The following is a 25622-nucleotide window of genomic DNA, read 5'->3' on the forward strand; positions in this document are numbered from 1 at the left end:
ATCCTCTGGTCAGAGCGAAAGGCAGGGGTGCCCTGTTTTCCGTTTTTCATGGTAAGCATCAGGGAAGGCCGGTTTGCAGACTCGCCGGGCAGTTTTCAGCCTTGTCAGACAATTGTCTTGACCGTACAGCCGTGTGCTATGGATAATGAGTATATCCTTTTTGGCTAGCGCACAGTTGGATAGGAGCTGATCATATGAACCTGGCCTTGATGATGCCATTAGCTGAGCGGACGGCCGTTCTCATCGTTGCTGCTTTGCTGTTTACTCGCGTCCGTGCTTTTCGAAGTATTTTGAATCAGCAGGCGACCTGGAAAGAAAAGGCCGTCATGGTGATGATCTTCTCCGCCATTTCCATACTCGGAACCTATAACGGCATTTGGTATCAGGATGCGATCGCCAATTCCCGCGTCATCGGTACGGTTGTGGCGGGTCTGCTGGCTGGGCCATGGGTAGGGCTTATGACTGGCCTGATTGCTGGCATGCATCGTTACTCTCTTGGGGGCTTCACGGACTTGGCTTGTGCCATTTCTACAATCAGTGAAGGCTTGATCGCGGGCTTGATCTATCAATTCCGCCGCAATCGTCAGCAGGAGATCGGCTGGACAACGGCCTTGATCGTGGGGTTTCTTGCGGAGTGGATGCAGATGGGGATCATCCTGTTAGTGGCTCGTCCCTATGAGGCTGCCTTATCCTTGATCCAGATTATCAGCATACCGATGTCAGTCGTCAACTCACTGGGGATCGCCATTCTCGTAATCATTATTGATCTGGTAAAAAAAGAAGAAGATCGCATCGGCGCCCTGCAGGCGCAGCGGACGATGCAGGTAGCAGACAAGACGCTTTCGTACTTGCGGGAAGGACTGACATTTGAGTCGGCGAGAAAGGTAGCCGAAGAGATTTTGCGTACGACACGGGTAGCTGCGGTGGCGATTACAGACCGGGAGACTGTGCTCGCCCATGTCGGCGCTGGCTCTTCTCACCACGTGGTGGGGGAGGGCATTTCCACAAAGGCAACCCAAGAGGTGCTGGATACAAAGGAAGTCATGATTGCCCATAGCAAACAGGAAATCGGCTGTAAGGAAGCCAATTGTCCACTGCGGTACGCCATTCTCGTACCGTTGATGCGCCGAAGAGAGGTGGCAGGGGTCCTCAAGCTGTACCAGGACCGCTCCCGCAAGCTATCTGCGGTCGATTTGGAGCTTGTGCGAGGCTTGGGCAACCTGATTTCTACACAGCTGGAGCTGGCTGAGCTGGAAAAGCAGTCCCGCTTGCTCGCTGACGCCGAAATCAAAGCGCTGCATGCGCAGATCAATCCGCATTTTTTGTTCAATGCCTTAAATACCATCGTTTCCTTCATTCGCTTCCGCCCGGAGCAGGCGCGCGAGCTGTTGATCCATCTGGGAGAGTACTTTCGCAGAAACCTGCATGACTCCGGAGGATTTGTCAGCTTGGCGGAGGAATTCGAGCACATCGAAGCGTATTTAGCCATTGAACGGGCCAGGTTTGGGGAGAAGCTGCGCGTCGAGTATGACATCGAGGCGGGGGTAGAAGGCTTTATTGTCCCGGGACTCATCCTGCAGCCTTTGGTTGAAAACGCTGTCAAGCACGGCTTGTTGCCTAAGCGAGATGGGGGAACGGTCAAGATCAAAGCGCGCCGGACCGACAGCCATACGCTGGAGCTGACAGTTGCAGACGACGGTGTAGGTATAGGGGCAGACCCTTTTGTCCAGCCGCACATGCAAAAGGATGGAAAACGTCGACTGTCCGGGATCGGGTTGTCCAATGTCAAGGGCAGACTGCAGTCTATTTACGGACAGCCTTATGGAATCGTCATCGAGAGTGCACCCGGCGAAGGAACAGTTTGCGTGATTACTTTACCAGTAGGGGTGAATGCCAGTGCTAAAAGTGTTCATCGTGGATGATGAAGCACCTGCTCGCTTAGAGCTTCGATACCTGCTGGAGCAATTTCCTGAGGTTTCTGTCATCGGAGAAGCGAGCAGTGGGGAAGAGGCGATCGATTCTGTCCTGCAGATGGAGCCCGATGCTGTTTTTTTAGATATTCATCTGCAGGATCGGGATGGCGTGGACGTAGGACAGGAGCTCTTGGAATCGATGGTCAATCCGCCGGTCATCATCTTTGCCAGTGCCTATGAGATCCATGCCGTACGCGCATTTGAAACCGATGCGATCGACTACATCGTGAAGCCCTTTAGCGAGCTTCGGCTGGAGAAGACGATGAATCGAGTGCGAAAGATGCTTCGTGCGAATGAGGCTCCTGTGGCGACTGCTCCCCAACTGGAGGAACAGCTGCAAACGATTCTACAAAATGTGCTGGCTGACCAGCAGCCCCGGCGCGTACCGGTAGAGAAGCAGGGGAAAATCATGCTGATCGATCCGAACGACATCGTGTACGCGACCTTGGAAGGACGCTATGCCAGTATTTATACGGGGAACGAGCAGTACGCGACGTCTTTTTCCTTGCAGGAGCTGGAAAGCCGATTGTCACCCAAGCAGTTTTTTCGCACGCATCGGGCGTATATCGTCAATCTTTCCAAGACGGCTGAGCTCGTGCCCTGGTTCAAAGGGTCCATCCATTTAATCATGCAGGACTGTCGACGCACGGAGATTCCGGTCAGCCGAAACGTGGTAAAAGAGCTGAAAAAGCGGCTCGGTTTTTAAAGCAGGCGACAAGTAGGACGGGTTCCCTTGCTAGCCGTCAGCTCTTGATCAAGGAAAAAGGACTGCTACATGCTGCAGTCCTTTTTTCGTCTATCAATGCTTTTGATTTTTCGTCTGATTCCACTGTTTGATTTGCTCGATGATCTCGCGGATCTGGTTGCGTGCCTCGAAATGATCGGGCTCGCTCGCCCAGTGCTGAATGAGGGGAGGCATCGCCTTGCTCATGTGCGTGTACAGGCACCATATCTTTACCATTTCCACACGCTCAGGTGTCGCTTCTCCTGTCAGCAGCTCCGTAAATTTATACAAAAGATCCTCGAGTTCAGGGACCAATGGTTCTTTTTTCTCTGACACTGCTATTCCCTCCCTTTCCAAAACGTTATGGATGACCACTTCATTCATTGTACGAAAAACAGCTCCCAAGGGAAAGGCGGAGTTGGAAACGCTTGGGCAAGGAGCCAGAGCATGATAAAGTGAATAAAAAAGAACGGTAACGACAAAGGAGAGCCTATGAGAGAAGAGGACATGTACGAGCCGATCAAGGCCTGGATGGGAGAGAGAGGTTTCACGTCGTACCCGGAGGTCGAATGCAAGCATCTCGGTGGGCGAGCGGATATCGTCGTGACGAGCGGGCAGCTGGTAGGCGTCGTGGAAATGAAGCAGTCTCTCAGCTTGGATTTGATCGAGCAGGCGCTGCGGTGGCGCGGCTTTGCCCATTATATCTGGATTGCCATTCCCTATCAGCCAAAGTCATTTAAGAAATTTGTATCGATGGTTTTGCGAGATTACGGGATTGGGGTGCTCACGATCAGCAAGTTCGGGAGTGTCTGGCCCGCTCATATGCCAAAGCTTGCGCGCCGGACGCTGCCTGACCTCAAAGAGGCATTGACAGAGCATCATCGAACGGCAGAAGTAAAGGGAGGGCAAAGCGGAGGCGGGTACATCACTCCCTATCGGATAACGATGAAGCAGGTTCGGCATTACTTGACCAAAGAAAACGAGTGGAGAACACTCAAAGACATACTCGATCATTGTGAGACTCACTACGCCAGTCCGCGGGCATCCTTGGCAAAAGCACTTTGGCAATTCGAGGCGGCATGGTGCGAGCGGAAAAAAGAGGGCGGCAAGCTCTATTTTCGAGCCCGCCTCCTGGAAGGCTCTGAAATGGCGAAGAAGAAAGCTTTGCGAATGCTGCCCGAAAAGCAGGTAAATGTTCTGCTGGCGTTATCGGCAAAGGAATGGAGAACACCAACTGTGATAGCAGGGATGCTGCCAGGTGGGAATGTGGAGAAGGCACGCCGCTTTGACTCCCTGTACGTCAATTCGCCTCTCAAAGCGTTGATCAAAAAGGGGTGGGTCGAAAAGAATCCGGTTGGACGCGGGCAATATCGTTTGACGGAAGCAGGACAGGCGTTGATGAAGGACGGAGCAGGAGGAGAATCATGAGGCGAGAGCCGTTCTGATTGACCTTTTCTATGAAGAATATGTAAAAGCTATCATGTGAGCTTTACATTTCTTTCATCCACGTTCTGTGCGATTGACTCTTGTTTTTCCACAGCAGTTCGAACGGATCATAGCATGCCCCAGATCAAAAACAGAAAATTGGACGTCTTATAGCTCGGCAATGGCCGGGTTTTTTTTCATTTTCGGGACAGAAGGGCTGCAAGAAATGAACGAATCTCTTGAAAATACGCTAGTGACCCATAACCATTTTGGCGATGCTTGTATACCTTGTACGAGTGGGATCATCCACGAGGATAGGACTTAGAGAAGGAGAGTGACAAGCATGTGGCTCAGCGTCAATGAGAAAGAGCTGAAAGCATTTTTTGAGGGCTTAAAAAAGCTCGTGTGGAACAATGAAGGACCGAAACCAGCGGAGGAACATCGACGGTCTTGTCCGGTGGAACCGGAAATTCGTCAGGTTTTGCTCCGTTACTTGAATCAGGACGTTGAAATCGGAACGGAAGCAGGCAGCATCGCAGGCGTTCTTCAAGCGGTTGGTGCCGATTACGTTCAGCTTTTGGAGGCTGGCGGCTCGGTTGTCATCCTATCGTTTACGCAGATCAATTTTGTGCAATCGGTGTAAAGGAGGAATTCAAATGGATTTTCAAGATAAATTGCAATCGCTCTTGGGCGAAACGGTAGAAGTTATTACAGGCATACAAGTGACCACTGGGGTATTGATTCGAGTGACTGACAGCACCGCGACCGTATTGACTTCCGGTGCATCCGGGTACGGAAACGCACAGAACGTGGTCTTTCAACTGGATCGTATCACGTATGTGAGGCTGGTTTAAGTAATGGGGACGCGCAGGCTGACAGGCGAAGAGAAAATACTGTCTGTCATCCTTACCGCTACTTATTCGATCCAGCATGTGCAGCGACAGATGGAGGCCAGTCTGAAACTGGCCCCTCTGGAAATCATTCTGGTCTCGGCTGCGCATTTGCTTGGCGAGTTTCCCGACTCTATTGCGGCATGTTGTAGCGTGCACGGAGCCGATCAGTTAGAGAGTCCTTTTTCGGCAAGAGCCATCGGAGCTGCCCAGGCGAGGGGGGACATCCTGCTGTTTCTTGGTGAAGACCGATTTTACCCCGTATCCAGCTTGCAGCGATTTCTCTTTCCCCTTCACTATCAGCAAGTCGACTTGATGCTTTCCGAGGAAGTCGTCAGAGAGCGTGGCAGGCAACGGGCAGAGCCCGTCCGAGGTATCAGTCAGCTGCTCAATGAAGCGTACGGTCATCCGGAATGGCGGGAAGCGAGCCTGGTAAATACGCCGCATGCCTTTGCCAAAAAAGTCTTGAGCAAGATTCCAGCAGAAGAGCTTGCCCATCCAGCACAGTCCTTTCGCAAGCTGTTTCCGAGCGGGATTCTCATACGAACAATGCCTTTGGAATCTTTACAGGAGTGGGTGCCCTTCCAGCCAGAGCTGCTGGGGGCATGCCTGTCAGAGCTATCCGTCTGGGAGCAGGCTGTCATCGAGGAACAGGTAGCTGCGTTTTCCTGTCTGCCCTTCCGAGGGGGGCTCGAGGATGGTCAAAGAAAAAGAGAAGTAGCTGAGCAGTACGCACAGCAGAGGGGCCAGACACCGCTTCACCAAGTAAGGCAATGGGGAAAATGGCCCTTGCGATCGACGAAGCGCTACGGGGAAGACCGGCTTTCCGTCATTATCCCCGCGTGCAACGAAGAGCGGACGATCGGGAATGTCCTGCGGGAAGTGCTGCAGCTTGCTCCGGCTGAAATCATTGTGGTCGTAAATGGATCCAGTGATCAGACGGCAAGAATCGCACAGGAGCATGGTGTCACGACCGTAGAAATAGCAGAGCCTTTGGGAGTAGATACGGGTCGAGCAGTGGGAGCCAGTCTCGCCCGAGGAGACATTTTGTTGTTCGTGGATGCAGATTTCGTCATCCCGGCCATGGATCTGTATCCGTTTGTACGTGCTTGCCAGCATCGTGTCGAGGTAGCCCTCAATGATCAACGGCGGTTCCTTTCAGGTGTCTCTTCGCGGGATGGAGTGCTGGCAGCCAGGCAAGCGTTGAATGCAGCGATCAATCGCAAAGGGCTGGGGCAAGGCTCCATGCTGGTCGTACCGTTTGCCTTGCGCCGCGAGTCTTTTGCTCCGATCGGTTGGCAGTTGATGGTCTGTCCACCTAAAGCGCAGGCAGCGGCAGCCTTAGCCGGTTTGGACATAAGGCTGGTGCACGAAGTAGACAGCTTTGCCCGCAATCGGATTCGCCCGGACAAAAACCTCGCCACTTCCCGGAGGTCATTGGCATTTCAACAGATTTTGGGTGATCATATCGAGGCTTTTCAACTATTAGCAGAAAGTGGTGCGAAAATATGGAAACAGAGCGTGAAAGCGGGCTGGTGAGCGTAGTCATCACGAATTATAACCGTGGCGACTACGTGCTAGAGTGCCTGAACAGCATTCTTTCGCAGACCTATCAAAAGTGGGAAATGATCTTTATCGACGATGCTTCCACAGATGATTCTGTCGCCATCGTTTACGAGTGGCTGCAGCGGAATGAAGCGTCACTCCGGGATCATCAGGTCGTGATTCAACAACTGCCGCGCAACATCGGTTTTGCAGGTGCAATCAACATGGGGTTCTATTTGGCAAAAGGAGAATACATCGCGGTTCAGGATTCGGATGATTACTCCCACCCTTTGCGCTTGGAGCGGGAGGGCATTGCGTTTGCCATGGAACGATTCTGTTTCGCGGGCGATTGTTTGATCAAATCGGCGGACCTACGCGACGGATCAATGGGGCAGAGGATTACGAATTTATCGCCAAAAGCTTGAATGCCCGAGCGAATATCGAGAATCTTCCGGAGGCGCTCTATTACTATCGGCTTCATGCCCATCAACGTTCGACCAAGTACTATCGGAGAAAGGAGAGCAAAGGATGAGCAGCCGTGTATTGATGGTTCTGGACAGTATGGGAACAGGTGGAACGGAAACGTACGCCCAAAGTCTCGGCAAACCGTTTGTAGAAAAGGGAGTACGCTTGCATTATGCGGGAGCAGACGGTCCGTTCCATCAGGAGTTTATCCGTGCGGGTTACCAAGTTCATCTGGTGGCGTCGGACCTACAGCCGCTGACGGAGAGGAAAAAAGTGCTGAAGCAAGCCTACCAGAAGGTCATGGAGCAGGAGCAAATCTCTATCGTACACGTGCATCAGGCCCCCTCGGGAATCCTCGCCGCAAATGCAGCCAATGAACTGGGAATTCCCGTCGTCTTCACGATGCACGGGACGTATTATCCGCACGAGGAAGCCATCGAGCTTGCTCAACTATGTGACGCCATAATCAGTGTAAGCAAACCGGTCCAACGCTATTGGCTTGCCAAAGGAATTACATCGACGGTCATTTCCAACGGTGTCGATCTGGAAAGGTTTCACCCAGAGGCAAGTGATCGTGCTCGCGGAACCTTTTTGTCAAATGTCCCGGAAGATGCGACCGTCGTGACCTATGTGAGCAGATTGGCCTGGCAAAAAGCTTCGGTGTGCAACATGGTACTGCGTTCGACCAAAACGTGGCCAGCCGAATGGAACAAGGTTCACATCGTGGTTGTAGGGACAGGAGCACAAGTCCATCACGTGAATGAGCTGGCGAGAAATTTGAATAAACTGCGTGGCGAGGTCTACATCCATCTCGTAGGGGAACAAACGGACGTTTTGCCTTATTACGAGAGCAGCGATCTGGTGATTGGCACGGGACGAGTGGCGCTGGAGGCGATGGCCTGCGGCAAGCCAGTGCTCGCCATAGGCAATCACGGCTATGTGGGACTCGTTACACCCAAGCGAACGAGTCAGAAAAGGCGAGAGAGGGTGAGCGGTTCGATGAGAAAAGTGTTGTACGTTGGGTGGATTGGTTTTAACAACCTAGGAGACGAGCTCATGTGGAAAGCGTTTGAGCAGCTGGCACATGAGCTGCTCGATCCACAAAAGGTGCAGATCATCCCTTCTTTGCCCGGTGTTGATCTTCAGGATCTGAGTCCGTATGATACCGTCGTCATCGGTGGCGGATCGCTGCTTGTGCCCGGGTATGTCGATGTGGCGTACCGGGCTGTGCAGCAAAAGAAACAGCTGCTGATCTGGGGCAGTGGCTATGATACGCAAGAGCCTGTTCGCTTGGATGCTGCAGGGAGATTGGACCATGCGCAGATGGGGGAAAGTGATCGCATGCGCGAGATGCTGCGGGAAATCGGGCAGCACGCTTCTTTCTTTGGCGTACGAGGACCGCTGACCTACCAATATTTGCAGGCATCCGGTGTTGGTGGGCACCTCCATATTGGTGGTGATCCTGGGATGCTGCTAATGCCGCCAAGTACACCAAGCCCCGAGCAGGTAGACTCAAAGCAAAATCGACCAGTCATCGGCATCAACTGGGGAACCTCCTACAATCGGATCTACGGAAAAAACGAAGCTGAGGTAGAGGATGCCCTGGCGTACGCAGGCCGCAAATTAATCGAGGAAGGGTACGATTTGTATCTGTACACCATGTGGGGGCCAGATGGGAACGCGAACAAGCGGCTCTACCAAAAGATCGCGTGTCCTGAACGGACGACGCTTGATCTGGTCGTTCACGATCATACAGAGATGATGCGACGTATCCAAGCATGGGAGGCGACCATCAACTTCAAGCTGCACGCCAATGTGCTCAGCGCAGCCTGCGGGATTCCCTTTGTATGCTTGGCGTATCGTTTCAAATGCGTGGACTTTATCCATTCCTTGGACGTGGCGGAACTTGCCGTCACTACAGATGAACAAGATCTGGCGCAACGAATCCTGTCTCGCGCCAAATACGCGATTTCATACAAGGACACGATTCGCAGCAGTATTGCCAGCAAGCAGCAGCAAATGATCGACAATCTGCGCGCTCCATTTGTAAATGATTGGCTCTGAAATTGGTAAGTTAAGGGATCTGTATTCGGCGTAAATATTGCCACCGCCACTAGCGCATAATAAGCCCACAACACCGATTGGAGGGAAATACATCATGTTAAGTGGAAGTGGCAATTCAAATCAAAAGCTGGTCCCGCAAGCATCGCAAGCCCTTGACCAAATGAAGTTTGAAATCGCAGCAGAATTCGGGGTCATTCTCGGCCCAGACACTTCTTCTCGTCAGAATGGCTCAGTTGGTGGAGAAATTACGAAGCGCCTGGTAAGCTTTGCCGAACAACAACTCTCTGGCGGCGGTGCTTTCCGCATCTAGGTACATGCAAGACAAAAGGCCAGCCCTCTCTTACAAAGAGGCTGGCCTTTTTTGTATGGGCAGCTGGTCGAATAGGTATTTGGATATATTTACAAGTATTTTGCTTGATAGGGGACGCGTATTTGGATGATCTCGACTTTGAGCGGGATGCTCGCGGCAGTAACCATCCATCTACGGGGAGCATTCCGGAAGAGTCGATCAGAGGAATCGTCGTGCCAAAGCTTGCCTTCTTTATGCAAGAGAAGCTGGACAACCTCCCGCAGGCAGCGCTGATTGACTACAGCTTTTCGTTTTGGGGAAAGTTTCAAACGGAAAACGGGAAAATCAACGTGCTGATTTTAAAGCAGATCGACCAAGCCAAAAAGGAGCTACTGCTTAAACGTGTACAGGCCTATCTGGAGAGGCTCGAAGCTCAGCCAGCAAGTGCCACTGATCCACTGGAGACGTTTTTCTTGGCAAGGCATCTTTTAGATCGAGACCTGTTTCCAAAGCTAGATACCCGCAAAATCATTTCCACTTTTGAGCAGATTCTGGATCTGAATAAAGGAAATCAGCCGCAGCTCAGAGAGCATCGCCATACGATCGTACATGCTCTGCGGGATTGGGCTGAGCATGACTGGCTCCTGCAGCACTTTGAGAGAAAGGAGCTGCAATGGGGGCAAAAGGTCTACACGAAAAAAGCTGAGCAGCACCTGGGGAGCATCGACCAGGGAGAAATGGAGCTTTTTCTTTATACGGCGGTGGCGATTCTCAAATACGAGCCCTCCTACGCAAGAGATACTGGTAGTGAGTTTTTGGAGAGGGCAAAAGAGCTGGGTAGCGAGCTCGCTGCTCAGATTTTGCTGGAAGGCAGCGGAAGCATCGCTCGTGAAGATAGGCAAATGGCAAACGAGGTTGTCGAGTGCAAGGCAAACGACGTATTTGCAACGGTCACGATAACGGTGAAGCAGGAAGGGGAAGAGTGCTATGCACAGGCGATCCGCTTTTTGTGCCAGCTGCTCCGGGCAGGCTTTCCCAAAAGCTGTCAGATCAAGCTGACATCCAAGGAGAAGCAATTTCTGCCGATCAAAGGTCTGGCGAAGTCGGCAACCCATCGTTTTTTTGCCAACGCACTGGCCTACCCAAGCTGGGGCGGGGTGGCGAAGCTAAAGTCGACGGCAGCCAAAGCAAAAGGTGAGAAGGCAGACATGCTCAAGCATCTCGTAGAGGAAGCGGCTGGAGTGAAGAAAAAGCAAGCAAACGAATCCTAGTAATCGATAGCTGGCAAAGGAGGAAGGCACATGATCAAGCCATTCGTTACCGAAATCATAGAGCTGCTGCGATCTGAATTTCGTGAAGGGGAAGAAGCGTTTCACCCGCCAGCGACTGAGCAGCAGCTTCAAGAAGCAGAGACGGAGCTTGGGTTTGCCCTGCCTGCGGATTTGAGAGAGCTGTATCAGGTTTGGAACGAAACCGCTACTGGCTGCCGATCAGCAAAGATTGGGGAGGAAATCATCTCGGCCTCGATCTGTATCCCGATGAGCAGGGACGCATGGGGCAGGTCATTAATTTTGGCCGTGACGAAGAGGTCAAGTATGTCGTTGCCCTCAGCCTGCGCTTCATCCGATTCGCATGGATCATGGGCTGCAAGATACGTCTGCGTGGTTGAACGGCTTGGAGGAGAGCTGGCAGGAGCGGATCCTGTCGGCCAGCGGCTCACCCGATGTATTTCTGCGAGAAAAGCAGCTCCGTTTTATCGGTGAGGGAATCACGGATATCACACCTTTGGCGCATTGCAGGGAGGTCCGTGAGCTGATCCTGTCGGCAAACGAGTTGGAATCGATTGAAGCCTTGCGCGATTGCCGCCAGCTAAAGCAACTGAATTTGACCAAAAATCCGCTTTCGGATCTGCGGCCTTTGGGTTACGGATATATCCCCGCTGGCTTTCATGCCCAAATTGAGGTCCCTTGATCTTTCAGAAACCGCCATACACGACTTTACACCGCTAAAGCAGGCAAAGAGCTTGAAGGAGCTGGAGGTCAGCGGGCTGGATAGGGAGCAGCTCTGCAGTCTGGCCGAGCTAGCCTCACTCGAGAAGCTGACACTAGTCGGCCTGCTTCTGGAGCTGAAGAGGCGGTGGAAGTGCTAGGGCAGCTCGTGAACTTGCGAACGCTGGAGCTGGAAGAGGTATCGCTATCGAATCTGGAGTTTTTGCGCAATTGCCCAAACCTTCAAAGGGTTAAGCTAAAGGATTCGTCGATCCAAGATGCTTCTGCTTTGGCGATGCTGGAAAGTCTGCATTCCCTGGAGCTGAGTGGCTGCCCCAACCTAGGCAAGCTGGAGGAGCTGGGGAAATCGGCTTCGCTGCGCAAAATCACCGCCTCCTTCGCGCAATTTGCCTTGTTGAAAGACCGCTTTGACCGGAAAATCGATTTTTCGACCATTACGGGCAGTATGACCGATGAGGAAGATGAGATCTGGTACGCATATCTCAAGTCGTAGCGTTTGCTTTCTTGAAGGGACAAAAATGAAAAAGCAGGGGTAGCTTCGGACAAAAGGTCCGAAGACTGCCACTGCTTTTTTTACTTCGTAGGCTGAGCGGATAGTCCGGCGATATCTCTGGAGCCGAAAAATAGCATCGCAAGAAGAATGACAAGTAGGATGGATTCCGAAAAAGCCTCTCCATTAAAAGAATTCATGATACATTCCCCCTTTTAGGTTCCTGATCAGCTATTCATTTTCTTTTTGAGCGCCTGGAAAATTTCATCTACCGTTACATTCCCATTCTCGTTCAAAAAATTCACCATGCTATCTACATTATTGTTGCTATTGTTGTTCAAGTCGTCGAGCGTAATGTACTTTCCTGTTAAGCCGACAATCATCGTAGCTTGTCTAAACAATTGAACAGAGTCTACTCGCAGCTTGCCGGTTAAAAGGAGACTAGCCACGATAAGCTCCAAGCTAGTGCCTGGGAAGCAAGGGAGAGGAGTGGATTGATTATTGGTCTGGTTCTTTTGGGCATCCTTTGACGAAGAATTGGCGGACTTCTTCTTTTTTCCATTGCCCGATGAAGAATTGGTGGCTTGCTTCTTTTCGGCGCGATTTGCAGAAGAGCTCGATGACTGTTTCTTTTGCGGTTGATTGGATGAATTTGGGGATGAATCCATTCCTACTTTCTCCCACCTAACAAGGTTTGTGCTCTTTTAGATCGGTGTGAGGCGAGACTGTTACCCACAATTTCCGACGTGTCACCCGTAGACGTACAAACAAACGTATTCATTCATATTCCCCGGGCAGATTCATGGTGCTTGGTTAATTCGCCCAATAGTCAAGCAAAGAGCTGAGAGCAGCTCCTTTTTGCGAGGCTCGGCATTCCCGTAAACCAAATGTCCTAGTCTAAATTGTTCAGAAATTGTTGAGGCGCCTCTTGTAGAATGATGCCGATTGATGAAAGGGAAAAAGGGTAGATGGGTGATTGCCTTTACTAGGTAGGATGGGAGAACGTTATGTGGGAATGAACAGCATTATGATTGTCGACGTCGCTGCTTTCGCGCGGCTTATGCTGCGGAACATGTTCGAGTCGTTAGGATTTGAAGTCATTGCGGAAGCGGATTCTGGGGAAGAGGCAGTCCGAAACTACCGTCTGTATCGTCCAGACATTGTCTTGCTGGACATCTCCATGCCGGGGATGGACGGGCTTAGGGCCTCACGGAAAATCATTGAATTGGATCGCAATGCCAACATCATCATATGCTCGGCTCTCGTCTATCGCGATACCGTCATCCAGGCGATTCGTGCAGGAGCAAAAGACTTCATAGCCAAGCCATTGCAAAAAGAGCGAGTCGAGCTGTCCATACGAAAAGTATTGGGAGAAGCTTCATGGGTGACGGCAGATCACCAAACAGGCGAGATTCGTTCAGCTTTCAAATAGAGTTGGGGTGTGAGTATGAAAGTATTGGTTACAGGCGGTTATGGATTCATCGGCTCGTTTGTTGCCGAAAGGTTTTACAAAGAAGGCTATCAGGTGTACATCCTCGACAACCTCTCGTCAGGGGATCGGAACAACGTAGATTTTAAGCACAAATCCTTTCTTTTTTCCGTAGAGGATAAAAAATGCGAGGAAGTCTTTCGCAGTAACAAATTTGATGTCGTTGTTCACCTGGCGGCACAAATCAATGTCCAGACATCCATGGAAGACCCTCTGCTAGATTCAACCTCCAACATTCTAGGGCTTGTCAATATGCTTCGTTTGTCGAGCAAGCATCGCGTGGAGAAGTTCATCTTTGCCTCATCAGCAGCGGTTTACGGACGAAACGAGCATATGCCTTTGTCAGAGGCGGACGAGTGCGATCCGATTTCCATTTACGGGATGAACAAGCTGATTGGCGAGCAATACTGCCACAAGTGGAAGGAATTTTACGGTCTAGACACGCTCTGCTTTCGATTTGCCAATGTGTATGGCCCAAGGCAGGGCTCAATCGGGGAGGGAGGGGTGATCTCTACCTTTCTGGAACGCCTGCATACGGACCAGGAGATCGATCTGCATGGAGACGGAAGCCAAACGAGAGATTTCATCTACGTCGAGGACGTAGCGGATGCGATCTATCGGGCAGGGACAACGGATTATAGCGGGGTTCTGAATCTGTCAACAAACAAGCAAAGCAGCATTAACGAGCTGATCGGGCTGCTGGGGGAAGAAAAAGCGCTCAAAGGAATCAATCACTCTCCCAAAAGAAAGGGAGACATTGATGTATCCGTACTGGAAAATACACGGGTAAAACGAAGATTGGATTGGGTACCGATGTATTCCTTGCGAGAGGGCCTGGCGAAAACTTCCCGCTGGTTTGCCGCTGGTGGGCTGCAGCGGGAAAACGAAAAAAGGGCAAGGACAGCAGAACCGGATACAGCCCGGCCTTCCTTCGTTGCAGACATTCGGCCCTATGTAGAAAACCTGCTAGCCTTCCTGGTTGTACTGGCATTATCCGTTTATACGACGCAGAGCGGCATGTTTGACCTGAAGCTGATCTATATTGTGCTGATTAGCGCGATTTATGGCACCAAGCAGTCTATTCTCTCTGTCATTCTCTCCTGCGGTCTGTTTATTGGCGAGAGTCTGCACAACGGACGGGAAATTGTCCCCCTGCTGTACGATGCCAGTGTTCTGTTCCATATCGCGATCTACTTTATCATTGGGATTGCCGTGGGATACTCGATGGACAAAAGGAGCAAGGAAGTTGTATCTACTCAATTTGAGAAGCAAGCCGTGGAAGAGAAGTACGACTTTTTAAAGGAAATGTACAATGACAACCTCCAAGTAAAGGACGAGCTGCAGCAGCAAATCTATGAATATCGGCTTTTTCGTGATGATCGCTCTGTCCTTTCTTCATCTGGAAAGCTATTTTCGCCAAAAGGCAAACAAATACTTCGCTTTCCTGCAGTATGTCAAAAAGTACCCAAGCCTGCTGGCAACTGGGCTGTTTTGCTCGCTCGGCTTTTATATTCACAACTTTATTTACTAGCTGATGAGCCCGCTGCAGGAAAATATCGCGGATACGTACTGGATCGCTTCGTCCTACGACGTGCCTGCGTTCTATGCGTCGCTGAGCTTTTTGCCGACGATGGTCATGTTCGTCGTGTCTGTGGAGACCGCGTTTTACGAGAAGTACCGTCAATACTACGGGACGATTCTGGGTACGGGATCTGTGCAAGACATCAAACGCGCCAAAAAGGATATGATCCAGACCTTGATGCAGGAGCTCGGCTTCATGATGGAAATCCAGCTGTTTTTTACCTTTGTCTCGCTGGCGCTGGGCATCACGCTATTGCCGCACATCGGCTTTTCGACGGAGCAGATCGAGCGTTTCAACATCTTGGTCGTCGCTGGCTTTTTGTACGCCGTGATGTTTGTTCTGATGCTGTTACTGCTTTATTTTGATGACCGGAGAGGGGCAGCTCTGGTGACGGCGTTGTTCGTAACTAGTACGGCGGTCATCACGCTGGCTATGCTTCCGCTTGAGAACTACGGATTTTCCTTTTTTCTGTCTTCGTTTTTGGCGGTAGCAGCAGCCTTGGGGCGTCTCCTCTACTACTTGAAAAACATTGACTACTACACCTACTGTTCACAGCCGCTAATTGCGAGGGAGGAGAGATAAGAGTGACGACTAGCGCATGCAGATGGATGCTCGTGGCGGCCTTGGCAGCTTTGGCTGGCTGCGCCAAAGACACGCCGAATCTGGCGGAGGGAAGCCAGCCGTCCGCGGCCCCCGTAGAACAGGTACAGGCTCCACAAGAAGGCTTGCATGAAAAGAAAGACGTCTATGCACAGGATGAGGATGCAAGTGTCGTGCATCTCTATGTCACCGTGGTGAAAGAAGAGAACGCAGAGCTTCCGACAACGACATTTTCCGAGCTGAACCGCTCGCTAGATGGCACAGATACCAAAGGGAATGATCTTACGGCGAAAATCATCTTTCAGGAAGGTGACGAGAAAGGTCCTACATCCGGCTATTTCGGCTACGGCGAGTCGAGAACGAACGGAACGATCGAGGTGCGCGGGGAATCCAGCCGCAGCTCCCAGCAAAAGTCCTACAAAATCCGCTTGCTGGACACGGCTGGCTATTGGAGGGAGCAGAGAAACCTCAACCTGAACAAGCACCGGCCAGACGTCACCCGGGTCCGGCAAAAGCTCAGCTTCGATTACTTTGAGCAGATGCCAAACATCTCCAGTCTGCGGACGCAATTCGTGCACCTCATGATCAAAGACATGACAGGCCCGAATCCAGACACGCAATTCGTAGACTACGGGCTCTTTACGCAGATCGAACAGCCAAACAAGACCTTTTTGCAAGCCCATGGACTGGATCGGAACGGCAATCTGTACAAGGCGATCAATTTTGAATTTCACCGCGATGCGGACAAAATCAAGCTGGTCAACGATCCGACCTATGACAAAGCCGCATTTGAAAGCCTTCTGGAGGTCAAAGGGAGCGAAAATCACGAGAAGCTGATCGCCATGCTGGACGATCTGAAAAACCACTCGATCCCGATCAAGGAAGTACTGGACAACCATTTCGACCGCGAAAACTACTTCACGTGGCTTGCCGCAAATATTTTGATGGGGAATGCAGATACGGCCGCGCACAATTTTTTGTTGTACAGCTCATCGGACTCGGAAAAATGGTACTTCCTGCCTTGGGATTACGATCTGTCGTGGGGCTTCTTTGAAGAAGAGGCGAAGCGCATGCCGCAGGTCACCCTCGGGAAGTGGGAGTTTGGGATCTCCAACTACTGGGTGTCTGACTTGCACAGTCGTGTGTTCAAAGACCCTGAGAATGTAAAAGCGCTCAATGAAAAGATCGAGGAGCTCAGTAAGTTTATCACGACAGAGAAAACCGAGGCTCTCCTGAAAAGCTATTACCCGATCGCAAGCCAATACGTGAAAAAAAAGCCCGACTTGTACCATCTGCCACAGGAAGTGGACAAGTTTGACTATGAATACAACATCATCGCGGGACAGCCCGCACGCAACAAAGTGAGGTATTACGAGGGTCAGGAAATCCCCATGCCGTTTTACATGGACGAGCCGAAAGAGGAGAAGGGGCAGATTACCTTTACCTGGGATCATTCCTACGATCTGCAGGGTGACGATTTGACCTATGATTTTGCCATCAGCTACGATCCCGGGTTTACCAAGAAGTACGTGGAGGCAAAAGGTGTGACGGGTACGAGCTACGAGCTTCCGAAAATGGCAAAAGGCCGGTACTTCTGGCGCGTCAGTGTAAAGGACAGCAAAGGGCATGAGCAGACATCCTTTGACCGCATCGAAGTGGATAATATTCGTTACCACGGCGTGAAGGAGTTTGTTGTGAAGTAAGGAGGGACTCACATGCAGTTTGGCAACAAGAAGCTGAGAAATGAGTGGAAGTATTACATCCGTTTTTACGATTATCTGGCCCTGAAAAGCAGACTGCGCTTGATCACACAGCTCGATCCAAACTCAACCGATTCGGAAGGCTATCAGATACGCATCTACAATCACTCGGATGACGTGATCAAGCTGGAGCGCAAGAGCAAGTATGATGGCTACATTTGCAAGGAAGCGGCGTCTCTTAGCAGGGCGGAATACGAGAGCATCATGGCGGGGGAGACGGACTTTCTGCTGGCGCGAAAGGAGAGTCTGCTGCATGACTTTTATCTCGACAGCAAAAATCATCTGTTTCAGCCGAGAGTCGTCACTGATTACATCCGGGAAGCCTATTTGATGGAGATCGGCAATGTACGTGTGACTTTTGACAAGCAATTGATGACCAACGTGAATACGCTCGACATCTTTGATCCAAACATGAAAACGGTAAACGTCATTCACGAGCCAAAAATGATCATGAAAGTAAAGTTTGACAACTTCCTGCCGACAAACATTCGTTCTTTGCTCCGGTATTTCAGCAGCCAGCGATCTGCTATCTCCAAATATCTCATTTGCAGAGAGGAGAGCAAAGCGTACTACAAACTTTAGCGTGAGGGGAAATCCGTTTCATGGACCATACAATCAATTTTCAGGACATCATCAAAAAAAGTGTGCTGAAGATGGAGCAATTCGCCAGCATCTCGGTATGGGATACGGTCATCGGGCTCATCCTATCCGGGCTGATCGGACTCTTCATCTATTACATCTATAAACAATCCTTTCGTGGTGTGGTGTACAGCCATTCTTTCAATATCACACTCGTCGTGATGGCGATGCTGACCTACCTGATCATCATGACCATCAGCACCAATATAGTCCTGTCTCTGGGGATGGTAGGTGCACTCTCCATCGTGCGTTTTCGGACCGCGATCAAGGATCCTTTGGACATCGTCTTTATGTTTTGGTCGATTGCAGTTGGTATCGCGACAGGGGCGGGTGCGTTTCCCGTATCCATCATCGGATCGCTTGTAGTGGCAGTGTACGGATTGGACAGGACATCGTCGATCGGCTTTGGTGTGTAGATCATTTCCGTTTTCTCGGTTGCCAGGCAGAGGACAGGGAGAGAAGTGAGCAGCAAAAGTATGGCCAGGGTGTAAAGCAGATGCGATTTCATGAATGCCCCCAGTGTGGTCTGAATGTAAGCGGTTCGCCAGTGCCGTCTATTTCAAGCAAGGATTTATGATACTCCAGACAACTGGACAATTTCTGAACAAGTGCGAAACCCCTGACACGAGGAATGTATCCGCTTTCATTCGTGCGCCTATGGTGCGTTTCGTGTTCCATTTTGTACGACTCAGCCAATTTGCATATGGAGGATGTTTTCCTTGTGATACGTTCTAGGAAGGCGAATTTGCCTGAATGTTTCAAAAGGAAAAAAGGAGGAGACTCAGATGAGAAAATGGCTTCTCTCGCTCCTGATTTGGGGCGGGATCGCTGCGCTTGGTGCTGTCGGTTTTGGAATCATTGCACTGACTCGCGGAGAATCTGTCAACTCGTTCTGGCTGCTGACAGCTGCTTTTTGCACTTATGCCGTTGCTTATCGTTTTTACAGCCGTTTTATTGCCAAGAAAATCATGGGTCTGGATGACAGCCGGGCGACACCTGCCGAAGTGAACAACGACGGCAAAGACTTCGTACCCACGAACAAGTGGATTTTGTTCGGGCATCACTTCGCTGCGATTGCCGGTGCGGGTCCACTCGTAGGTCCGACGCTGGCAGCCCAGATGGGGTATTTGCCAGGAACGCTCTGGATCATCGTCGGCGTCGTGATCGGGGGCGCAGTGCAAGACTTCGTAATCCTGTTCGGGTCGATGCGGCGCAACGGGAAAACGCTGGGCCAGATCGCCAAAGAAGAGATCGGTCCGATTGGCGGAGCACTCGCATTGGTCGGAATTATTGCGATTATGATCATTTTGATTGCTGTTTTGGCAATGGTTGTTGTAAACGCTCTCACGGAGTCTCCGTGGGCGACCTTTACGATCTTTATGACCCTGCCGATTGCCATTCTGATGGGCTTGTACATGCGCTACATCCGTCCGGGCCGCGTGATGGAAGGCTCGATTATCGGGCTCGCCCTGCTGTTCCTGTCCCTATGGCTGGGTCAGGCAGTGGCGGCTTCTCCTACCTGGGGTCCAGCTTTCACCTTTACCAAAGTACAGCTGGCTTGGATGATCATCGTATACGGCTTCGTTGCTTCTGTACTGCCGGTGTGGCTCCTCTTGGCACCACGCGATTACTTGAGCTCCTTCTTGAAGGTAGGGACGATCGGGGTACTGGCGATTGGCATTATCATGACACTGCCGCCTCTGCACATGCCAGCCTTGACCAAGTTTATTGACGGTACTGGCCCTGTTTTTGCCGGTAACCTGTTCCCGTTCCTGTTTATTACGATTGCCTGCGGTGCGGTATCCGGCTTCCACGCCCTCGTGTCCTCGGGTACGACACCGAAAATGATTACGAAAGAATCGCATGCTCCACTGATTGGGTACGGCGGCATGCTGATGGAGTCCGGTGTCGCGATTATGGCGATGATCGCAGCATGCGTACTCACGCCAGGCGTTTACTTTGCGATCAACTCGCCAGCTGCCGTGATCGGGGCAGATGCTGCGGCTGCAGCCACAACGATTTCTAGCTGGGGCTATACCGTTACCCCTGATCAGCTAACGACTCTCGCGGGCGATATTCAGGAAAAAACCGTTCTTTCCCGAACAGGGGGCGCTCCGTCGCTGGCGATCGGGATGGCGACGATCTTCTCCGGAATTCTCGGTGGAAAAGCATTCATGGCATTCTGGTATCATTTTGCGATCCTGTTTGAAGCCGTGTTTATTCTGACGACTATCGACGCCGGTACGCGTGTCGGCCGTTTCATGGTGCAGGATATGCTCGGCAACGTCATTCCGAAAATGAAAGAAACCAACTGGCTGCCGGGCAATCTGATCGGCTCCGGACTCATCTCCATCGGTTGGGGTTACTTCCTCTTGCAAGGGGTTATGGATCCGCTCGGTGGTATCTACACCTTGTGGCCGCTCTTTGGGATTGCGAACCAAATGCTCGCTGCCATCGCGTTTACTGTAGGAACGACGATTATCTTTAAAATGGGCAAAGCGGCCTACTCGTGGGTCACTCTGGTACCGATGGCTTGGCTCAGTGCTGCGACGCTGACGGCTGGCTGGCAAAAGCTGTTCCATCCGGATGCCAAAATCGGCTTCCTCGCTCATGCGGAAGCTTTCCAAAAGGCGCTGGATGCCGGAGCATTGCCAAAAGGGGTAAAAACGATCGAAGCCGCACAGAAGATGATTTTGAACGACCAGATCGATGCTGCGGTATGCGCGATCTTCATGGTCATCACCATCGGCATCATTTTGGACGGCGCGCGTCTGTGGATCAACATTTTGCGCGGCAAGCAATATCCGCTGTATGAGTCCCCCTATATCAAGTCCAAAGGAAACATCATTGACGGAAAAGGACACGTAGCATGAGAAGGCGGCTCAGAGCGCTCCGAAAGTCATTACGCCGTGTGAGCTCTGCCATCAAGACGATTTTCGGAATGCCGGACTATGACCGTTACGTGCAGCACTGGTACGCGACGCATGCCGCACCAGGTATTTTCCCGATGACGGAGCGAGAATACTACATGTACGCTTTGACGGAGCGGTATGAAAAAGGCGGCGTGACACGCTGCTGCTAACGACACGAAGAGAAAGAGGCCGGAGCCGTCCGTGCCTCTTTTCGCTTTACAGATAGGAATTTGTAAGACTCCTATCCAGTACAAGTGCAACTAAGGCTTCGCCGAAAAGCTTGGCGAAGCCAAGTTTTCTAGTCAGGTGCACAAGCTCCGTGCAGGTGTGGTGTAACCGCAGGTAAAGTATGGTACACTAAACAAAAAGTCATGTTTTGGGTGGCGATATGTGTGCAAGAACCATCACTTACGGAGCTTAAGGAGCTGGCTCTGCGCTGCGCCCGATCTGCGGGTGAGCTGAGTCTCAAGCGAATGAAAGAGCCGTTTCAAGTCGAATACAAAACGTCTGCCTCCGATCTTGTCACGGCTGTTGATAAAGAAGTGGAAAAGCATGTAATCAACATGATTCTCGAACGGTTTCCCGATCACGGAATATTGGGCGAAGAAAGTACATTTACAGGGGATTACAAGCAGTTTGATACACTTTGGGTCATTGATCCAATCGATGGGACGACCAATTTTGTGCATCAACAAATCAATTTCTCCGTGTCGATCGCGGTCTATTACAAAGGGGAGGGGTTGGTCGGAGCGGTATACGATCCTTCCCGTGATGAGCTCTTTTACGCCGTAAAAGGCGAAGGAGCCTACCTCAACGATCGTCCTTTGCATCTGGAAAAGGTCGTTACGCTCGAGGAAGCGCTGCTGTGCACGAGCGTTTTTTGGAACAAGCGGGCCGAGCAGATAGGCATTGATCAGATCGTGAAAAAGCTGGCAGGTAAAGTGCGGGGGATGCGCCTTCTGGGCAGTGCCGCCTTGGAGATGTCCTACGTAGCTGCGGGAAGATTGGATGGCTATGTGAGCATGTCTCTGAACGCTTGGGATTTCGGCGCTGCACGGATTATCGTGGAGGAAGCGGGAGGCAAGGTGACATCGATGGTCGGCAACCCGCTGCCGTTTGACGAGAAAAGTAGTGTCATGGCGTGCAACCCAGCTTTCTATGAAGAACTGCAGCACTACCTGAATTTGTCGGACAATACAGAGAAGGGGTCGTAAGTGATCTCGGAATCAGAAAGACCTGCTGACGATTGACTCCAGCAGGTCTTTCTTTTCCTTACGAAATGGAGGATTACACACGTGAGGGTACGGGATGCATATGCTAAGGGAAGCGGTTTCTTTTGCATGTGAGATCCATGGTTTGAACGAGGCTCGTCTCACAGGAGGGAAAAGAGCATGACAACTGCTGAATTCATCGAGCAAAGCATCCGCATCATCACAGAGCATCAGGCGGAGAGCGGAGCCTATATCGCCTCCCCTGCCTTCCGACCGTATCGATACGCATGGCTGCGAGACGGGACATTTACAGCGTATGCCATGAACCGTGCCGGGCAGCATGAGAGCGCGCGCCGGTTTTATCAGTGGTGTGATCGAGTGATTCGACAATACGAACAGAAAGCTCGTGCTGCAATCGCTGCCGTGCAGGCTGGGGTCACTGGCGGAGGAAACGAGCGCTTTTTGCATACACGCTACACCGTAGATGGAGCAGAAGTGATTGGGGAGTGGGGCAGCTTCCAGCTCGATGGCTACGGCACATGGCTGTGGGGGCTAGCGCAGCATGTGCGGTTCAGTGGCGAGACGGCCCTGATCGAGCAGCTGCGTCCTTCCATCGATTTGACATTGGATTATCTGCAAGCCTGCTGGAGGCTGCCCAACTACGACTGCTGGGAAGAATGGGGAGACCGCCAGCACCCGGCTACGATGGCGGCGATCTACGGTGGCGCAGCAGCGATTGCGGAGTACGTGCCTGATCGTGCCGAGGAGCTTTCCCGATTGGGACAGAGCATTCGCCAGTTTGTTCGGGAATATGGAACAACGGATGGAAGATTTGCGAAATCCGTGGGAAATCCAGCTGTTGACGCCAGTTTGTTATGGATAGCGGTCCCTTTTGGATTGGCGGAAGTGGATGATCCCCTTATGGTCGAAACGGTGGAAGCCGTGAAGCGAGAGCTTGTCACAGCTGGGGGAGTCCATCGCTACACGACAGATACGTACTATGGGGGTGGGCAGTGGCCGCTGTTGACTGCCTGGCTTGGGTGGTTTTACGTACGCACGGGGCAGAAAGAGGCTGCGGCGGACCTCTTGCACTGGATGGAATCGAAATGGCAGCCATCCGGATTGCCCGAACAAGTACAGGACCATCTTGTCTCGCCAGAAGCGTATGAGAGCTGGGTAGAGAAAGAAGGAAAACCCGCTGCTCCTCTGGTATGGTCCCATGCGATGTACCTCGTGCTGGCTGCGGAGCTTCAACACTTTGGATAAGGGCGCCTTGCGTAACAGCGAGGTGCTTTTTCCTTTACGGCGTTGTGAACGGCTGCAAGGGAAACGAGGATGAAAAAGACCAACAAAACAAATAGTAAAGGATGATGTTCGGGAAGAATTCAATCCTTTTTCTAGCTGGGAGCGATGACAATTGGCAGCATCTCAACAAGCACAGCACGACAAAGTCCGGCATCCTCCAGGACTGTACCTGTTGTTTTTTACAGAGATGTGGGAGCGCTTCAGCTATTACGGCATGCGTGCCCTTTTGACGCTGTATTTGACGACAGCATTGATCAGTGGTGGGCTTGGGTTTGAAAAGAGCACCGCGATGAGCATTTACGGCTTTTTTACGGGAGCCGTCTATTTTACTCCGCTGCTGGGTGGTTACTTGTCGGACAAGTATATTGGCAGGCGACGTGCCATCACCATTGGCGGTGTGCTGATGGCTCTGGGAAATTTCTGTTTATTTGCCTTGACGAATACGGCTGGACTTTATATGGGACTGGCTTTGCTCATCATCGGCAACGGATTTTTCAAGCCTAATATCTCGACCCTTGTCGGAGAGCTGTATCCAAACGATGAAGGCAGAAAAGATGCGGCCTTTACCATCTTTTACATGGGAATCAACATCGGCGGTTTTTTTGCTCCGTTAGTCTGTGGTTTTCTGGCAGAGGATCTGTTTAAAACGACTATAGATGGGATAGATCATTTCGGCTTCCGCTTCGGTTTTCTAGCTGCTGCGATCGGTATGATCGTCGGACAGGTGATCTACAACGGCTTGGGAAACCGGTATCTGGGTGACATCGGAAAAAATACAGTAGGAGCTGCAGCAAGGGAGAGTGGAGTTGATGTCTCCCGAGAGCCCTTGACCCCGAAAGAAAAGCAGCGCACGGCGGTGATCGTCATCATCACATGCTTCGTCATTTTCTTTTGGGCAGGGTTCGAGCAGGCAGGCAGCTCGCTGACTCTGTACGCAGACAAATTTGTGGACAAGCACATCTTTGGCTGGGAAGTCCCAACATCATGGTTCCAATCGCTCAATCCGTTGTTTATCGTCCTGCTTGCTCCAGTGCTGTCCGCATTTTGGATCAAGCTCGCTGCGACAAAAAAAGGGGACCTCAGTATTCCCGTCAAGATGTCACTGGGTATGATCATGCTCGGCTTGGGATACATGGTATTGATTATGGCCGTGCTGCAGACAGGCAGTGATGCGAACAACGCGGTGGTGCAGTCGAACATCCTGTTTATCATCGTGACGTATTTGCTGCATACGCTCGGCGAGTTGTTCCTGTCACCTGTCGGACTGTCGATGGTGAGCAAGCTCGCTCCGGCCAAGCTGGCTTCCTTGCTCATGGGCGTGTGGCTGGCGAGTACAGGCGTGGCAAACGTATTGGGAGGATATTTGGCTGCAATCACGCAATCCCTTGGCTACTTCGAGGTATTTGGGCTGATCGGGCTGATGGCCATTGTGATGGGACTGATCCTGCTGCTTTTGTCGCGCAAGCTGGTACGGATGATGGAATAGAACAATCGGTGGGTCTTTCGTTGTGTTTTCGAACGGAAAAAGCGATTCTTTTGACCCTCTTTGAGAAGGGGGCGAAATCGCAGCAAGATAAAAAACAGACCGATCTTTCGCCAAAAGCAGGTGGGAGATTGGTCTATTTGCAATGTGCGACACTTCCTTTTTTTAGGAGAAATTTCGCTTGATTTTTTCGGATATGCAGTGGAAAATATACCTGATATTGATAATTATTATCAATTAATTCCATAATCCATGAGGTGATAGGCAGCATGTCGATAACGAAAGTGCGATTGACGATTGATTCGAATCTTAAGGATGAACAGGAGCGAGCCAAGCTGGCGGAGCTGCACCAATTCGTTGTCAGTCATATCATGAGTTTGGAATTTCAAGAGGGTGTCAAAGTAACCATGGAGTACGGATCTCAAGCCGAATCCGGGCAGGAAGACTTGGACGAAGCGGATGGACAGGAGTGGGGGAGCCTGAGTGACAGACAGCGGCAAATCGCCAGAATGCTTTGCCAGCATTACTCCATTAAACGGATTGCAGAAGAACTATACGTCAGCGTAAATACCGTGAAAAAGCACATTCAAAACGTGAAGAAAACGTTAAACATCGAAGCATCTGGGGCCGATTTTACTTACGCCCTGGAGCAAATGCTTCAGCGGGGAAAAACGGAGGGGAAGGAGCATACTCAAATCGAATAACGCACATTATCCAGTTGGAGAATTTACTCCCTAGAGGCTTGTTGATATTCTAAGAACAGATAT

Annotated in this window: 26 protein-coding genes and 3 pseudogenes; 27 read left to right on the forward strand and 2 right to left on the reverse strand. The window is 51.3% G+C overall.

Features of this window, described 5'->3' with window-relative positions; translation table 11 throughout:
• Positions 1–194: 194 nt before the first annotated feature.
• Complete coding sequence (locus EDM55_RS14305) at positions 195–1922, forward strand: sensor histidine kinase (protein WP_122960587.1); 1728 nt, start codon at positions 195–197, stop codon at positions 1920–1922.
• Positions 1891–2679 (forward strand): LytR/AlgR family response regulator transcription factor, encoded by a 789-nt coding sequence (locus EDM55_RS14310; RefSeq protein WP_246070916.1) that lies wholly within the window; start codon positions 1891–1893, stop codon positions 2677–2679. The genes EDM55_RS14305 and EDM55_RS14310 overlap by 32 nt, the downstream gene beginning before the upstream one ends.
• Before the next feature lie 93 nt (positions 2680–2772).
• Here EDM55_RS14310 and EDM55_RS14315 read toward each other — a convergent pair whose 3' ends face one another.
• On the reverse strand, positions 2773–3033 hold the full coding sequence (locus EDM55_RS14315) for a DUF2573 family protein (protein WP_092268489.1): 261 nt from the start codon (positions 3031–3033) through the stop codon (positions 2773–2775).
• A gap of 156 nt (positions 3034–3189) precedes the next feature.
• Here EDM55_RS14315 and EDM55_RS14320 point away from each other — a divergent pair, with 156 nt between their 5' ends.
• The 13 genes and pseudogenes from EDM55_RS14320 (at position 3190) to EDM55_RS30625 (ending at position 11877) form a co-directional block, all read left to right on the forward strand.
• Positions 3190–4125, forward strand: coding sequence for a hypothetical protein (locus EDM55_RS14320; RefSeq protein WP_122960589.1), 936 nt, complete (start codon positions 3190–3192; stop codon positions 4123–4125).
• A 340-nt stretch (positions 4126–4465) separates the two neighbouring features.
• Positions 4466–4765 (forward strand): DUF2642 domain-containing protein, encoded by a 300-nt coding sequence (locus EDM55_RS14325; protein ID WP_122960590.1) that lies wholly within the window; start codon positions 4466–4468, stop codon positions 4763–4765.
• 13 nt (positions 4766–4778) lie between these two features.
• On the forward strand, positions 4779–4976 hold the full coding sequence (locus tag EDM55_RS14330) for a hypothetical protein (protein ID WP_092268492.1): 198 nt from the start codon (positions 4779–4781) through the stop codon (positions 4974–4976).
• Between the two features lie 3 nt (positions 4977–4979).
• Positions 4980–6551 carry a glycosyltransferase family 2 protein gene (locus EDM55_RS14335; protein ID WP_122960591.1) on the forward strand — a complete coding sequence of 524 codons (1572 nt, stop codon included), beginning with the start codon at positions 4980–4982 and terminating at the stop codon, positions 6549–6551.
• Positions 6521–7089, forward strand: a pseudogene (locus tag EDM55_RS14340) (glycosyltransferase family 2 protein). The gene EDM55_RS14335 and the pseudogene EDM55_RS14340 overlap by 31 nt, the downstream one beginning before the upstream one ends.
• Positions 7086–9086 (forward strand): glycosyltransferase, encoded by a 2001-nt coding sequence (locus tag EDM55_RS14345; RefSeq protein WP_246070917.1) that lies wholly within the window; start codon positions 7086–7088, stop codon positions 9084–9086. The pseudogene EDM55_RS14340 and the gene EDM55_RS14345 overlap by 4 nt, the downstream one beginning before the upstream one ends.
• 94 nt (positions 9087–9180) lie before the next feature.
• The gene (locus EDM55_RS14350; protein WP_092268494.1) at positions 9181–9396 is read left to right on the forward strand and encodes an alpha/beta-type small acid-soluble spore protein; all 216 of its coding nucleotides are present in this window, start codon (positions 9181–9183) and stop codon (positions 9394–9396) included.
• Positions 9397–9518: 122 nt separating this feature from the next.
• Positions 9519–10646 carry a DUF6138 family protein gene (locus EDM55_RS14355; protein WP_092268495.1) on the forward strand — a complete coding sequence of 376 codons (1128 nt, stop codon included), beginning with the start codon at positions 9519–9521 and terminating at the stop codon, positions 10644–10646.
• 30 nt (positions 10647–10676) lie between these two features.
• A pseudogene (locus EDM55_RS31455) lies at positions 10677–10814 on the forward strand (hypothetical protein); the annotation flags it as partial.
• Positions 10815–10837: 23 nt separating this feature from the next.
• Complete coding sequence (locus EDM55_RS30995; RefSeq protein WP_092268496.1) at positions 10838–11044, forward strand: SMI1/KNR4 family protein; 207 nt, start codon at positions 10838–10840, stop codon at positions 11042–11044.
• A 5-nt stretch (positions 11045–11049) separates the two neighbouring features.
• Positions 11050–11346, forward strand: coding sequence for a leucine-rich repeat domain-containing protein (locus tag EDM55_RS30615; protein WP_218033695.1), 297 nt, complete (start codon positions 11050–11052; stop codon positions 11344–11346).
• Positions 11324–11524, forward strand: a complete 201-nt coding sequence (locus tag EDM55_RS30620; RefSeq protein WP_218033693.1) for a hypothetical protein — start codon at positions 11324–11326, stop codon at positions 11522–11524. The genes EDM55_RS30615 and EDM55_RS30620 overlap by 23 nt, the downstream gene beginning before the upstream one ends.
• Positions 11518–11877 carry a leucine-rich repeat domain-containing protein gene (locus EDM55_RS30625; RefSeq protein ID WP_218033694.1) on the forward strand — a complete coding sequence of 120 codons (360 nt, stop codon included), beginning with the start codon at positions 11518–11520 and terminating at the stop codon, positions 11875–11877. The genes EDM55_RS30620 and EDM55_RS30625 overlap by 7 nt, the downstream gene beginning before the upstream one ends.
• 224 nt (positions 11878–12101) lie before the next feature.
• Here EDM55_RS30625 and EDM55_RS14375 read toward each other — a convergent pair whose 3' ends face one another.
• Positions 12102–12542, reverse strand: a complete 441-nt coding sequence (locus tag EDM55_RS14375) for a hypothetical protein (RefSeq protein ID WP_122960592.1) — start codon at positions 12540–12542, stop codon at positions 12102–12104.
• 347 nt (positions 12543–12889) lie between these two features.
• Here EDM55_RS14375 and EDM55_RS14380 point away from each other — a divergent pair, with 347 nt between their 5' ends.
• The 12 genes and pseudogenes from EDM55_RS14380 (at position 12890) to EDM55_RS14435 (ending at position 25559) form a co-directional block, all read left to right on the forward strand.
• Positions 12890–13306, forward strand: a complete 417-nt coding sequence (locus EDM55_RS14380) for a response regulator (protein ID WP_122960698.1) — start codon at positions 12890–12892, stop codon at positions 13304–13306.
• 15 nt (positions 13307–13321) lie between these two features.
• Positions 13322–14149, forward strand: a pseudogene (locus tag EDM55_RS31000) (NAD-dependent epimerase/dehydratase family protein); the annotation flags it as partial.
• Positions 14150–14897: 748 nt separating this feature from the next.
• Complete coding sequence (gene pelG / locus EDM55_RS14390; RefSeq protein ID WP_429795234.1) at positions 14898–15527, forward strand: exopolysaccharide Pel transporter PelG; 630 nt, start codon at positions 14898–14900, stop codon at positions 15525–15527.
• Positions 15528–15529: 2 nt separating this feature from the next.
• Positions 15530–17248 (forward strand): CotH kinase family protein, encoded by a 1719-nt coding sequence (locus tag EDM55_RS14395; protein WP_246070918.1) that lies wholly within the window; start codon positions 15530–15532, stop codon positions 17246–17248.
• A gap of 12 nt (positions 17249–17260) precedes the next feature.
• Positions 17261–17887: a polyphosphate polymerase domain-containing protein gene (locus EDM55_RS14400; RefSeq protein ID WP_122960594.1), complete on the forward strand. Its 627-nt coding sequence runs from the start codon at positions 17261–17263 to the stop codon at positions 17885–17887.
• A 20-nt stretch (positions 17888–17907) separates the two neighbouring features.
• Entirely contained in the window at positions 17908–18360 is a 453-nt protein-coding gene (locus tag EDM55_RS14405; RefSeq protein WP_246070919.1) for a DUF4956 domain-containing protein, read from the forward strand.
• Between the two features lie 369 nt (positions 18361–18729).
• The gene (locus EDM55_RS14410; RefSeq protein ID WP_122960595.1) at positions 18730–20817 is read left to right on the forward strand and encodes a carbon starvation CstA family protein; all 2088 of its coding nucleotides are present in this window, start codon (positions 18730–18732) and stop codon (positions 20815–20817) included.
• The gene (locus tag EDM55_RS14415; RefSeq protein ID WP_092268510.1) at positions 20814–21026 is read left to right on the forward strand and encodes a CstA-like transporter-associated (seleno)protein; all 213 of its coding nucleotides are present in this window, start codon (positions 20814–20816) and stop codon (positions 21024–21026) included. The genes EDM55_RS14410 and EDM55_RS14415 overlap by 4 nt, the downstream gene beginning before the upstream one ends.
• A gap of 201 nt (positions 21027–21227) precedes the next feature.
• Positions 21228–22070 carry an inositol monophosphatase family protein gene (locus EDM55_RS14420; protein WP_373863301.1) on the forward strand — a complete coding sequence of 281 codons (843 nt, stop codon included), beginning with the start codon at positions 21228–21230 and terminating at the stop codon, positions 22068–22070.
• A 177-nt stretch (positions 22071–22247) separates the two neighbouring features.
• Positions 22248–23333, forward strand: a complete 1086-nt coding sequence (locus EDM55_RS14425; RefSeq protein WP_092268519.1) for a glycoside hydrolase family 15 protein — start codon at positions 22248–22250, stop codon at positions 23331–23333.
• 151 nt (positions 23334–23484) lie between these two features.
• The gene (locus EDM55_RS14430) at positions 23485–24858 is read left to right on the forward strand and encodes a peptide MFS transporter (RefSeq protein WP_092268522.1); all 1374 of its coding nucleotides are present in this window, start codon (positions 23485–23487) and stop codon (positions 24856–24858) included.
• A gap of 266 nt (positions 24859–25124) precedes the next feature.
• On the forward strand, positions 25125–25559 hold the full coding sequence (locus EDM55_RS14435; protein WP_122960596.1) for a response regulator transcription factor: 435 nt from the start codon (positions 25125–25127) through the stop codon (positions 25557–25559).
• The last annotated feature ends 63 nt before the right edge of the window (positions 25560–25622 follow it).

It is taken from the genome of Brevibacillus centrosporus (genome assembly GCF_003710815.1).
GTDB classification, from domain to species: domain Bacteria; phylum Bacillota; class Bacilli; order Brevibacillales; family Brevibacillaceae; genus Brevibacillus; species Brevibacillus centrosporus.

Excerpts from the sequence above, each read along its gene's own strand:
- EDM55_RS14410 (WP_122960595.1), top strand. The coding sequence starts at position 18,730 with ATGAGAAAATGGCTTCTCTCGCTCCTGATTTGGGGCGGGATCGCTGCG.
- EDM55_RS14325 (WP_122960590.1), top strand. The coding sequence starts at position 4,466 with ATGTGGCTCAGCGTCAATGAGAAAGAGCTGAAAGCATTTTTTGAGGGC.
- EDM55_RS30620 (WP_218033693.1), top strand. The coding sequence starts at position 11,324 with ATGCCCAAATTGAGGTCCCTTGATCTTTCAGAAACCGCCATACACGAC.
- EDM55_RS14375 (WP_122960592.1), bottom strand. The coding sequence starts at position 12,542 with ATGGATTCATCCCCAAATTCATCCAATCAACCGCAAAAGAAACAGTCA.
- EDM55_RS14405 (WP_246070919.1), top strand. The coding sequence starts at position 17,908 with ATGGACCATACAATCAATTTTCAGGACATCATCAAAAAAAGTGTGCTG.
- EDM55_RS14330 (WP_092268492.1), top strand. The coding sequence starts at position 4,779 with ATGGATTTTCAAGATAAATTGCAATCGCTCTTGGGCGAAACGGTAGAA.
- EDM55_RS14400 (WP_122960594.1), top strand. The coding sequence starts at position 17,261 with ATGCAGTTTGGCAACAAGAAGCTGAGAAATGAGTGGAAGTATTACATC.
- EDM55_RS14415 (WP_092268510.1), top strand. The coding sequence starts at position 20,814 with ATGAGAAGGCGGCTCAGAGCGCTCCGAAAGTCATTACGCCGTGTGAGC.
- EDM55_RS14305 (WP_122960587.1), top strand. The coding sequence starts at position 195 with ATGAACCTGGCCTTGATGATGCCATTAGCTGAGCGGACGGCCGTTCTC.
- EDM55_RS14310 (WP_246070916.1), top strand. The coding sequence starts at position 1,891 with ATGCCAGTGCTAAAAGTGTTCATCGTGGATGATGAAGCACCTGCTCGC.
- EDM55_RS14420 (WP_373863301.1), top strand. The coding sequence starts at position 21,228 with ATGTTTTGGGTGGCGATATGTGTGCAAGAACCATCACTTACGGAGCTT.
- EDM55_RS14320 (WP_122960589.1), top strand. The coding sequence starts at position 3,190 with ATGAGAGAAGAGGACATGTACGAGCCGATCAAGGCCTGGATGGGAGAG.
- EDM55_RS14345 (WP_246070917.1), top strand. The coding sequence starts at position 7,086 with ATGAGCAGCCGTGTATTGATGGTTCTGGACAGTATGGGAACAGGTGGA.
- pelG (WP_429795234.1), top strand. The coding sequence starts at position 14,898 with ATGAGCCCGCTGCAGGAAAATATCGCGGATACGTACTGGATCGCTTCG.
- EDM55_RS14335 (WP_122960591.1), top strand. The coding sequence starts at position 4,980 with ATGGGGACGCGCAGGCTGACAGGCGAAGAGAAAATACTGTCTGTCATC.
- EDM55_RS14380 (WP_122960698.1), top strand. The coding sequence starts at position 12,890 with ATGAACAGCATTATGATTGTCGACGTCGCTGCTTTCGCGCGGCTTATG.
- EDM55_RS14350 (WP_092268494.1), top strand. The coding sequence starts at position 9,181 with ATGTTAAGTGGAAGTGGCAATTCAAATCAAAAGCTGGTCCCGCAAGCA.
- EDM55_RS14435 (WP_122960596.1), top strand. The coding sequence starts at position 25,125 with ATGTCGATAACGAAAGTGCGATTGACGATTGATTCGAATCTTAAGGAT.
- EDM55_RS14425 (WP_092268519.1), top strand. The coding sequence starts at position 22,248 with ATGACAACTGCTGAATTCATCGAGCAAAGCATCCGCATCATCACAGAG.